Origin of the sequence: uncultured Gordonia sp., assembly GCF_937858515.1 — a bacterium.
In the GTDB taxonomy this organism is placed as follows: Bacteria; Actinomycetota; Actinomycetes; order Mycobacteriales; family Mycobacteriaceae; genus Gordonia.
Genome location: NZ_CALLZT010000020.1, coordinates 1 through 11,267, shown reverse-complemented (window position 1 = coordinate 11,267; position 11,267 = coordinate 1). Strand labels below are relative to the sequence as shown.

Annotated in this window: 6 protein-coding genes and 1 pseudogene; 6 read left to right on the top strand and 1 reads right to left on the bottom strand. The window is 64.9% G+C overall.

Going from position 1 to position 11,267, the window contains the following annotated elements; genetic code table 11:
* Positions 1-54: 54 nt before the first annotated feature.
* The 6 genes from Q0627_RS01560 to Q0627_RS01535 all read left to right on the top strand — a co-directional run bounded on the left by Q0627_RS01560 (position 55) and on the right by Q0627_RS01535 (position 11,080).
* Entirely contained in the window at positions 55-2,778 is a 2,724-nt protein-coding gene (locus tag Q0627_RS01560; protein ID WP_291017969.1) for a hypothetical protein, read from the top strand.
* 298 nt (positions 2,779-3,076) lie between these two features.
* On the top strand, positions 3,077-6,790 hold the full coding sequence (locus Q0627_RS01555; protein WP_291017972.1) for a nitrate reductase subunit alpha: 3,714 nt from the start codon (positions 3,077-3,079) through the stop codon (positions 6,788-6,790).
* The gene (gene narH / locus Q0627_RS01550) at positions 6,790-8,454 is read left to right on the top strand and encodes a nitrate reductase subunit beta (RefSeq protein WP_291017974.1); all 1,665 of its coding nucleotides are present in this window, start codon (positions 6,790-6,792) and stop codon (positions 8,452-8,454) included. The genes Q0627_RS01555 and narH overlap by 1 nt, the downstream gene beginning before the upstream one ends.
* Entirely contained in the window at positions 8,451-9,122 is a 672-nt protein-coding gene (gene narJ, locus Q0627_RS01545; protein WP_291017977.1) for a nitrate reductase molybdenum cofactor assembly chaperone, read from the top strand. The genes narH and narJ overlap by 4 nt, the downstream gene beginning before the upstream one ends.
* 3 nt (positions 9,123-9,125) lie before the next feature.
* Positions 9,126-9,875 (top strand): respiratory nitrate reductase subunit gamma, encoded by a 750-nt coding sequence (narI, locus tag Q0627_RS01540; protein ID WP_291017980.1) that lies wholly within the window; start codon positions 9,126-9,128, stop codon positions 9,873-9,875.
* Complete coding sequence (locus Q0627_RS01535; protein WP_291017984.1) at positions 9,872-11,080, top strand: MFS transporter; 1,209 nt, start codon at positions 9,872-9,874, stop codon at positions 11,078-11,080. Before narI ends, Q0627_RS01535 begins: the two co-directional genes overlap by 4 nt.
* An 89-nt stretch (positions 11,081-11,169) precedes the next feature.
* Here the strand turns inward: Q0627_RS01535 and rpsN are convergent.
* A pseudogene (gene rpsN, locus Q0627_RS01530) lies at positions 11,170-11,267 on the bottom strand (30S ribosomal protein S14); the annotation flags it as partial.

The following is an 11,267-nucleotide window of genomic DNA, read 5'->3' as shown; positions in this document are numbered from 1 at the left end:
CGATCCTGAATCTCCGCTGACCACAACGGTTTCGCAGAGTCTGGAGGGTGTCCCATGAACAATTCGGACAGAATCGGCGCCGGACCCGACACCAAAGACCTCCCGCGCAAAGGCATCTTCTTCGTCGAGCTGAGAACGCATGGTGTCAGCGGAACCCCGCCCGAGGGGATTCTCGACGCCGATGCCAAGGTGGTGCCGTTTGTCGGTGACAAGCTCGCCAACTTCTGGCACCGGAAGCGGCATTCCGATGCGGAGCGATATCAGCGAGCGGGCCTCACCGAATGGCAGGCCGGCGACGGCGACCCCACCGGCGATGCACCGGCCGTGATCATCGAGGGGTACCGGTGGGGCAATCTCACTGCCGGAAGCGTCAAGAAGGCCATGTGGGCGTTCCTGTTTCCGTTCGCGCTCACCAATCTCGCCGCCTGGATGGTGCCCCCGGTCCGCCAGGATGCTGACATGTCGGCGTGGCGCCCAAAGCTGCTCGGCTTTGTCCGTAGCGATAACGACCAGGCGTCGCGCCAGAAAGCCGGAATGTCTGAACGGCAGCTACGGTTCGTACGGCACCTACGTCGCTTCCGGCTCCTAAAGACCGTGCAGCTCGTCCGTCGATTGAAGAACAAGGACGCCGGTACCCGCAGCGGAGCACCTGCGGGGATCATCCGGATGTTCGGCGTTCTGCTGACCGGGCTGTTCGTGATGCAGGCCGTCGTCATACTGGCCGATCTGATGGCAGCTCAATGTATTTCGCGTAATACTGATGTGTGCTTGAACGTGCCGGCACGACTGTCGTGGGTACGCAGCACCATCAACCACTTCGCCGGTCATCCGCTGACGCTCGCCTTGATCATCGGGATACTCGTCGGCGTGCTGGTCAGCCTTGCGACACTGCTGACCGTCGTGCCCGGGCACCGGCCCGAGGCCGCCGAAGCACGCGAACCGGGTGCTGCCGGCACACCGACAGACGCCCGAGAACAAGCGGCAGCAGTCACAACCATTTCGCCGAAGCCCGGGTTGGGAGAGAACTCATTCGTCGACGGCGACGACCCACGGGTCCCCGCACTCCGCTCGCTGCACGCACTGGCGGCGTTCGCGGCGCCGATCCTGTTGCTGTCCGCCGATGACGGCATCCAGGACAACTGGTGGTGGTGGACCGGGTTTGCGATGGCGATGATCTCGGTGATCGGCGCGCTGTTCCTCGGCCCAGGGGCCGGTCCGGTGTTCACGGTCTACATGTGGGTATTCGGCGGGCACCGTCGAGGATGGGTGACGCTCGTCGTCGGCATCACGATCTGGCTCGTCTTCATCGGGTCCGCGATGCCCGACCGCCTCGGCAACGCCACGTCGTCCACCCTGATCGGTGGTGGTGGCGACTGGACACTGACCTTCGTGCTGTTGTCGCTGACCGGGTGCGCGGTGGCGCTGCTGCTGTCATTGCTGCCCTTCCGGATTCGGCGGAAGTATTCAAGCCGGTCGTCCGGCGTCCCGCCCGCCTTCCGGCCGTGGCTGTACGGGACCGCATCTGTCGCCGTTCTCGGGTTCACCTCGATGCTCGGCTCCGGTCTGGGCACGGGCCTGGCGATCATCACCACGAACACGCTGGCCGAGGCCTCCGAGAAGGACTCCGACGGAAAGCGGCTCCTGGTCCTGAAACTCCCCTCGGCATACGAGACGTTCGGAGTGTTCTGGGGCATCGTGGCCGTCCTGGTGTTCGTCACCCTCTCGGCCATGTTGGTGGTCTTCGTGTGTCGACCGTCGGCACTGCTGCGGAAGAATCTGCGGATGATCGCCCAGCGCATCCAGTACGGCGCGGAACTCGACAGTCTTGTGCGTCCGAAGCCCAGGATCCGTGCATGGGTAGTCGGTAACGCGAAGTCCCACGGCTACCTCATCATCGTCGGGCTGGTCGTCTTCGGCGTGATCGCGCTTCCGATCTCATTGTCGGATTCGCTACTGCTGCACGATGATCTGCCACATCAGGCGGTCAGCACACTCAAGGCCGTCGGTGTTCTTCTCCTCATCGCATTCGCGACGTTCCTCTTCGGTGCCGTGTACACCGCGAGCAAGAAGCCGAAGGTCCACGGCCGTCGTCTCGGTATTCTCTGGGATCTGGTGTCGTTCTGGCCGCGTGAGGCGCACCCGGTGGTACCCGGCGAGTACGCGCCACGCGCGGTCAACGATATCATCTGCCGCGTCCGTGCGTACCTCGCCCATGACAATGCCCGTATCATCCTCTGCGGCCATAGTCAGGGTTCGGTGATCATGTACGCGGTTGTGCTGCAACTGATCCGTACCGAACCGGAGTTACTCAAACGCATCGGGCTGATCACCTACGGTTCGCCGCTCCAGTGGGCGTACACCCGCGGCTTCCCGGCCATGCTGTCGTACGAATCGCACAAGGCGGTCGCCGAGCAGTTGGGTGGCGGCTGGCGCAACATCATCCGGGCCACAGATCCCATCGGCGGCCCCGTCCTCACCTGGAACCAGACCGCCGTCGTCGAGGACGGTGTCGTGCGGTCTATGACCGCCAATCATCTCCGCCAGGACACCGGTAACGCTCCCGAGGAGTTCACGCGACTCAAGCGCAGCAGCCGGAACCCGGGTGCGCACAAAGTGGGCAGCGAGTACTGGATCACCGACCCCGACCTAGGCGACCCGACGGAAACGACCCGCGGCCACAGCGACTACTTCCACGACCCCGTCTGGCCACGAGTCGTTGCCGACACCGTGAAAACCTTGCTGGCGGCTCCGGATTCCGAAACCAGCAGCAAGGTTTGACCATGACGCCACGCGCCCGCAGGGAATGACCACCGAATCGAGCCGGTACCGAAATTGACCTCACAAACGCAACAAATTGCATGTGAAATGTCCGGTTCCACGGCGCGGATACCGCGTTCACGTCCGGATTCGGTTGGATATGTAGGGTGTAAAGCGCCTAAAGCAGTGAGGCTTTGGTCCCAATGCCGAATGTCGTTGTCCGGGTGAGCGGTTACCTTTCGGACCCCGCAACCCCACACCCATCGGTGCCCGTGATCTATCCGCGATCAACGACAGCAGTCGCTCGTATGGTGAGCCCATGGCCCGCTCAACTGATGTTCAGGGGAAGGCCGCGACCGCCCTCCTCGACCTCGGCAGGTTCTTCACGCGCTGGGACGAATCCGACGACGGTCGGGTCGTGTTCAAGCGGGGTGGACGCGCCGGTGACGTGTTCTATCGGGACCGGTGGAGTCACGACAAGATTGTCCGGTCCACGCACGGGGTCAATTGCACGGGTTCGTGTTCGTGGAAGGTGTACGTCAAGGACGGCATCATCACCTGGGAGACGCAGGAAACCGACTATCCGTCGGTAGGGCCGGACCGCCCCGAATACGAGCCTCGTGGCTGTCCGCGCGGGGCCGCGTTCTCCTGGTACACCTACTCACCCACCCGGGTGCGCTATCCGTACGCACGTGGGGTGCTGGTGGAGATGTTCCGGGAAGCCAGGGCACGCCTGGGTGATTCGGTACTGGCGTGGGCCGACATCGTCGCCGATCCGTTGCGCCGGCGGTCGTATCAGCAGGCGCGCGGCAAGGGCGGGCTGGTGCGGGTGAGTTGGGAGGAAGCGATCGACATCGCCGCCGCCGCGCACGTGCACACCATCAAGACGTACGGCCCCGACCGCTGTTCCGGATTCTCCCCGATCCCCGCGATGTCGATGGTGTCGCATTGTGTGGGAACACGTTTCATCCAGCTCATTGGCGGGGTGATGACCTCGTTCTACGACTGGTACGCCGATCTGCCGGTCGCCAGTCCGCAGGTGTTCGGCGATCAGACCGACGTCCCCGAGTCCGGCGACTGGTGGGATGCCACGTATCTGATGATGTGGGGCTCCAACGTCCCGGTCACCCGCACTCCGGACGCGCACTGGATGGCGGAGGTCCGCTACCGGGGTACCAAGGTGGTGACCGTCAGCCCCGACTACGCCGACAACACGAAGTTCGCCGACGAGTGGCTGCCCGCGCAGGCCGGTACCGATGCCGCCCTCGCGATGGCGATGGGGCATGTGATCCTCAAGGAGTTCTTCGTCGACGCCCGCACCGAATTCTTCGACAAGTATGTGCGCACCTACACCGACCTACCCTTCCTCATTCACCTCGACGAACACGAAACAGGTTATGTACCAGGCAAGTTCGTCACCGCCGATGATCTCGGCAAGGAGAACGGGGGCGAGGAGGGTGACGACGCCGCCTGGCGCACAGTGATTCTCGACGACAACACCGGAAAACCGGTGGTGCCCAACGGCTCGATGGGCTACCGCTACTCGGCCGACGGCAACGGTAGATGGAACCTCGACCTCGAAGGTGTGACACCGGCGCTCTCGATCTACGGACGTGCCGGGGCCGAACCGGTCCCGGTGTCCTTCCCCGCCTTCGACACCCCCGACGGCAGCGGCGTCATCGTCTCACGAGGAGTTCCGGCGACCCGCGTCAACGGCCATCTGGTGACCACCGTGTTCGACCTGATGCTGGCGCAGTACGGCGTCGGCCGCGACGGCCTGCCCGGGCACTGGCCCACCGGCTACGACGACGCGAGCGCCCCCTACACGCCGGCCTGGCAGGCCGAGATCACCGGCGTTCCCGCCGAGGCCGCGATCCGGGTGGCCCGCGAGTTCGCCACCAACGCCGTCGACTCCGACGGTCGTTCGATGATCATCATGGGTGCCGGTATCTGTCAGTGGTTCCACGGCGATGCCACCTACCGCGCCATCCTCACACTGCTGATCCTCACCGGGTGCATGGGCCGCAACGGTGGAGGCTGGGCCCATTATGTGGGGCAGGAGAAGTGCCGGCCGATCACCGGGTGGATCTCGCTGGCCAACGCCCTGGACTGGTCGCGGCCGCCGCGCACCATGACCGGTACGTCGTACTGGTACATGCACACAGGGCAGTGGCGCAACGACGGCTACTCCACGGCCTCGCTGGCCTCCCCGCTGTCGACCGGCACGCTGGGTGACAGGCACACCGCCGACGCCATCGCCCAGTCGGCGCGGCTGGGCTGGATGCCGTTCTATCCGCAGTTCAGCCGCAACCCCCTCGACGTCGCCGACGAGGCGACCGCTGCGGTCGACGCCGGAGACGCCGAGAATCCGGGCGCCTACATCGCCGCAAAGTTGCGGGACGGGTCGCTGACCCCGGCGATCAGCGACGTCGACGCCCCGGAAAACTGGCCGCGCACCCTCGTGTTGTGGCGGTCCAATCTGCTCGGATCCTCCGCCAAGGGAAACGAGTACTTCCTGCGAACCTTGCTCGGTACTCATCACAACGTGCTGGGCTCGGAGAACCCCAATGCTCCGCGCCCGAAAGATGTGGCGTGGCACGATGACCCGCCCGAGGGCAAGCTCGATCTGCTGCTGTCGGCGGATTTCCGGATGACCTCGACCACTCTGCTCTCGGACGTCGTGCTGCCCGCGGCCACCTGGTACGAGAAGCACGATCTGTCGTCGACGGACATGCACCCCTACGTGCATGCCTTCTCCCCGGCGATCAATCCCCCGTGGGAGGCGAAAACCGACTTCGACCTGTTCCACCTGCTGGCCGGTCGGCTGTCGGAACTCGCCCGTACCCATCTGGGTGTGCGCAAGGATCTGGTGAGTGTGCCGGTGCAGCACGACACCCCGGGCGAGATGGCGCAGCCACACGGTCGCGTCATGGACTGGCAGGACGGGAAACACCCGATCCGGCCGGGCAGTAACGCACCCAACTTTGTTGTTGCCGAACGTGATTACACTGCGATCGCCGACAAGCTGGCCGCGGTCGGGCCGCTCGCCGACAAGCTGGGGTTCACCGTCAAGAACGTCACCTTCGACCTCACCGAGCAGACCGGGAAGCTGGCGCAGGAGAACGGGGTGATGCTCGGCGGTGCCGCCGACGGCCGCCCCGCCATCGACACTGACTCCAAACTCGCCGAGGCGATCCTGACGCTGTCGGGAACCACCAACGGCGAACTCGCGGTCCAGGGATTCCGCACGCTGCAGCGGCGCGTCGGATTCCTGCTCGACGACCTCGCCCGCGGTTCGCAGGAGAAGCGGATCACCTTCGCCGACACCCAGCGCGCCCCGGTCCCCGTGATCACCTCACCCGAATGGTCCGGCTCGGAAACCGGTGGTCGTCGGTACGCCCCGTTCACGGTGAACATCGAGCGGCTCAAACCTTTTCACACCCTCACCGGCCGCATGCACTTCTACCTCGATCACGACTGGATGATCGACACCGGCGAATCGCTGCCCACCTACCGCCCACCGCTGGACATGCACAAACTGTTCGCCGAGCCGACATTGAGACCCGATGGAGCGCAACAGATCACGGTGCGCTACCTGACACCCCATTCCAAATGGTCGATTCATTCGGAGTATCAGGACAACCTGTTCATGCTGTCGCTCTCCCGTGGTGGTCCGACCGCGTGGATGAGTCCCGAGGACGCCGCCGCCATCGACGTCTCCGACAACGACTGGATCGAATGCACCAACGCCAACGGTGTGCTGGTGGGGCGGGCCGTCGTCAGTCACCGGATGCCGAAAGGTGTTGTGTACGTGCACCACGCACAGGAGCGCACCATCGACGTGCCCAAATCGGAGGCCACCGGACGGCGCGGCGGAATCCACAATTCGGTGACCCGGCTGCTGGTCAAACCCACCCACCTCATCGGCGGGTACGCCCAACTCTCGTACGCGTTCAACTATCTCGGCCCCACCGGCAATCAGCGCGACATGGTCTCGACGATCCGCAAACGCAACCAGGAGGTGACCTACTGATGCGCGTCATGGCTCAGGTCGGGATGGTGATGAATCTCGACAAATGCATCGGCTGCCACACCTGCTCGGTCACCTGTAAGCAGGCCTGGACCAACCGCGCGGGCACCGAATACGTGTGGTTCAACAATGTGGAAACCCGCCCCGGACAGGGCTACCCACGTCGCCACGAGGATCAGGAGAAGTGGCGCGGCGGGTGGACACTCAACCGGCGGGGCAAATTGCGGCTGCGCACCGGTGGGCGGCTGCAGAAGCTGCTGACCCTGTTCGCCAGTCCGGTACAGCCCACCATCGCCGACTATTACGAGCCGTGGACCTACGACTATCAAACCCTTGTCGAGGCACCGCTCGGCGACGACTTTCCCGTCGCCCGGCCCAAATCGCTCCTCACCGGCGAGGACATGAAAGTCAAGTGGTCGGCCAACTGGGACGACAACCTCGGCGGCACAACCGAACTCGGACATCTCGACCCGATCGTCGCCAAGCTGCGCGCAGAGTCCGAGGAGGCGATCAAGTTCAGCTTTGAACAGACCTTCATGTTCTATCTGCCCCGCATCTGCGAGCACTGCCTGAATCCGTCGTGCATGGCGTCGTGTCCGTCGGGCGCCATCTACAAGCGCAGCGAGGACGGCATCGTGCTGGTCGACCAGGACCAGTGCCGCGGTTGGCGGCAGTGCATCACCGGCTGCCCGTACAAGAAGATCTACTTCAACCACAAATCCGGGAAAGCCGAGAAATGCACACTCTGCTATCCGCGGGTGGAGGCGGGCCTGCCGACGGTGTGCTCCGAAACGTGCGTCGGCAGGCTGCGGTATCTCGGGGTGTTCCTCTACGACGCAGACAAGGTGACAGCCGCCGCGTCGACACCGGACGAAAAGGATCTGTACCAGGCGCAACTGGATCTGCTGCTCGATCCGGCCGACCCGGAGGTCATCACCGCCGCCCGAGCCGCCGGAATCAGCGACGACTGGCTGGAGGCGGCGCGCAGATCCCCGGTGTACGCACTGGCCAAGAAGTACAAGGTGGCGTTGCCGCTGCATCCGGAATACCGCACTATGCCGATGGTCTGGTACATCCCGCCGCTGTCCCCGATCGTCGACCTGCTCGCCGGACAAGGCCACGACGCCGAGTCACACACCAACCTCTTCGGCGCCATCGAGGCGTTGCGGATCCCGGTGGAATACCTGGCCGAACTGTTCACCGCGGGCGACGCCGCCGTCGTCGACGGGGTGCTGCGCAAGCTTGCCGCGATGCGCTCGTACATGCGCGATGTGACCCTCGGCCGCGAGACCCGGCCCGAGATCCCCGCATCGGTCGGGATGACCGAGGAACGGGTGTACGAGATGTACCGCCTCCTGGCGATCGCCAAATACCATGACCGCTATGTGATTCCGACAGCCCACAGCGAACAGGCCGTCGGTCTCGACGAATCGGCCTGCTCGCTGGATTTCGACGGCGGCCCCGGAATGTTCGACTCGGGAATCTTCGGCGAAGCCAGCGGGCGGCCGGCACCGGTATCGGTGGAGACCTTTCACGCGCTCAAACAGCGGCAGACCAGCGACTCGGCCGCCGGGCGATCCGCCATGGCCGGGCGCACCAATCTGCTCAACTGGGACGGCAACGGCGCCCCCGCCGGGCTGTTCCCGGAACGGGTGCCGCGGTCATGAAAATCCCCCTCCTGCAACGCAAGGAATCACCGGAACAGGCCGGCTCGGCACAGTGGCCGATCGTCTACCAGGTCGCCTCGTGGTGCCTGAGCTACCCCGACGACCAACTGCTCGAACTCCTTCCACTGTTGACCGACGCCCTCGCTGAGCAACCCGGCAGCCGGCCGATCGTCCTGCTGCGCTCAGTGGTCGACGCCTTGCGCTCGGGTGCGCCCGACGAACTGCGCCACGACTACGTCGACGTGTTCGACCTGTCCCGCGCGCACACCCTGTACCTGACGTATTGGACCGACGGCGACACCCGGCGCCGCGGGGAGGCCCTGGCCGCCGTCAAACAGCTCTACCGCGACAGCGGCTACCTCACCGACCTGCACGGCGAATTACCCGACCATCTGCCCATCGTGCTGGAGTTCTGCGCGCGGGTCGACCACGACGGAGGACGTGAGCTTCTCGGCCGATTTCGAGGTGCGCTCGAGAAGATCGAACGGGCGCTGCGCGAGCGTCGCAGCGTCTACGCCGACGCGCTGGCCGCAATCGTCCTCACCTTGCCGGAGAGCGACACGAATCCGATTGCCCCGCAACAGACACCGGTCGAGTTCGTCGGACTCGAACCCTACGGTCCGCGGCTGCTGCCGTTGCAGCCCACGGGGCAGGCGAACCGGAGGTAGCAGATGAACATCTTGCTGTGGGGCGTGATCCCCTACATCACATTGTTTCTCGTCATCGGCGGCACCATGTGGCGCTACCGGTTCGACAAATTCGGCTGGACCACAAGGTCATCGGAGCTGTACGAGTCGCGGCTGCTGCGCATCGCGTCACCGCTGTTCCACTACGGTGTACTCGTGGTGATCGCCGGTCACGCCATCGGACTGGTGATCCCCGAGTCGTGGACCGAGTTCTTCGGCATCACAGAGAGCCTCTACCACTGGACGGCCGCCATATCCGGCCTGATCGCCGCCGCCGCAACACTTGTCGGCTGCGGTCTGCTCATCTACCGGCGCCGGCGTACCGGACCGGTGTTCATGGCCACCACCCGCAACGACAAACTCATGTACGCCGCACTCGTATCCGCGCTGCTGGCAGGAACTTTCATCACCCTCGTCGGCACCGTCGACCCGCACGGCGAAGGCGTCAACTACCGCGAGACCGTCTCGCCCTGGTTCCGGTCGATCTTCTACCTCAACCCCGACATCGACGCGATGTCCGGGGCACCGCTGCGTTTCCACGTGCATGTGCTGATCGGGATGACGTTGTTCTGCCTCGTCCCGTTCACCCGTCTCGTCCACATCTTCACCGCCCCACTGCATTACCTGTTCCGGCCCTACATCGTCTACCGCAGCCGTGACCGGATTCCGGCACCGGGCGCACGGCCGGCGCGGCGTGGTTGGGCGCCCATCGGAGTGAAGGATCGCGACCAATGACCACCGAGACAGCGGCACCGGCCATCACCTCCCGCGACCAGGCCACCAACCTCGCACTGGCGACGCTGGCGTTCGGCATCAGCTTCTGGGCGTGGAACCTGGTGGGCCCCTTGGCCATCAGATATGCCACCGACCTGAACCTGTCGGCGGGCCAGAAGTCCGTGCTGGTCGCTATTCCGGTGCTCGTCGGATCGCTTGGCCGTATCATCACCGGAGCACTCACCGACCGCTACGGCGGGCGGACCATGTTCCCGGCGCTACTGCTCCTGACGGTACCGTTCGTGCTGCTCATCGCCGTCGCCGGGGAACTGGAAAGCTACGCACTGCTTCTGGTGATCGGATTCTTCCTCGGTGTCGGCGGCACCACCTTCGCCGTCGGCATTCCATTCGTGAACGCCTGGTACGACCCCTCCCGCCGTGGTTTCGCCACAGGCGTTTTCGGTGCCGGGATGGGCGGTACCGCACTGTCGGCATTCTTCACCCCCCGATTCGTGAATTGGTTCGGCTATTTCGCCACGCATGTGATCATCGCCGTGGCGCTCGTGGTGGTTGCCGTGATCTGCCGGGTCTTCATGCACGACTCACCCCGGTGGTCACCCAACCACGATCCGGTGGTCCCCAAGTTGATGGGCGCCGCCAAGCTGCCCATCACCTGGGAGATGGGCTTTCTCTACGCGGCGGCCTTCGGCGGATTCGTCGCCTTCTCCACCTATCTGCCCACCTACCTCAACGACGTATACGCCGTCGACGCCCAGGGCGCCGGCACCCGCACCGCCGGATTCGCGATCGCCGCGGTGATCGCCCGCCCGTGCGGTGGTGTGCTCGCCGACAAGTTCGGGCCCCGCCTGATCACGTTCATCTCGTGCGCCGGTGCCGCGATCCTGGCCATCTGGATGCTCACCGAACCGCCCCTGGAGATCCCGGCGGGCATCAACTTCGTGCTCATGGCGCTGTTCATGGGCCTCGGCTCGGGGTCGGTGTTCACCTGGGTTGCCCAGGTCGCCCCCGCCGAACGAGTCGGCGCGGTCACCGGGATCGTCGGTGCCGCGGGCGGACTCGGCGGCTTCTTCCCACCGATGGCCATGGGCGCTACCTACGACGCCGACGCCCACAGCTACACCCTCGGCCTGGCACTGCTCAGCGTGTTCGCCGTAGCCGCAGCTCTGATCACCGCCTTCGTCATCCGCAAACAAGACCGCACCTGAGTGCGACAAGGTTGCTGACGACGCGACCCCACCTTCTGCAAGAAGGTGGGGTCGTCCGATGTCATTACCGGCTCAGTGAGCCGGAGGCGTCACCAGCTGGACTTCTGCACGCCCGGCAGCTCGCCGGCGTGAGCCATGTCGCGCAGGCACACGCGGCACAGGCCGAACTTGCGGTACACCGAGTGCG

Bases quoted from the DNA above. Each gene is read 5' to 3' on its own strand.
- Q0627_RS01555 (WP_291017972.1), top strand. From the start codon at position 3,077: ATGGCCCGCTCAACTGATGTTCAGGGGAAGGCCGCGACCGCCCTCCTC.
- Q0627_RS01535 (WP_291017984.1), top strand. From the start codon at position 9,872: ATGACCACCGAGACAGCGGCACCGGCCATCACCTCCCGCGACCAGGCC.
- narH (WP_291017974.1), top strand. From the start codon at position 6,790: ATGCGCGTCATGGCTCAGGTCGGGATGGTGATGAATCTCGACAAATGC.
- Q0627_RS01560 (WP_291017969.1), top strand. From the start codon at position 55: ATGAACAATTCGGACAGAATCGGCGCCGGACCCGACACCAAAGACCTC.
- narJ (WP_291017977.1), top strand. From the start codon at position 8,451: ATGAAAATCCCCCTCCTGCAACGCAAGGAATCACCGGAACAGGCCGGC.
- narI (WP_291017980.1), top strand. From the start codon at position 9,126: ATGAACATCTTGCTGTGGGGCGTGATCCCCTACATCACATTGTTTCTC.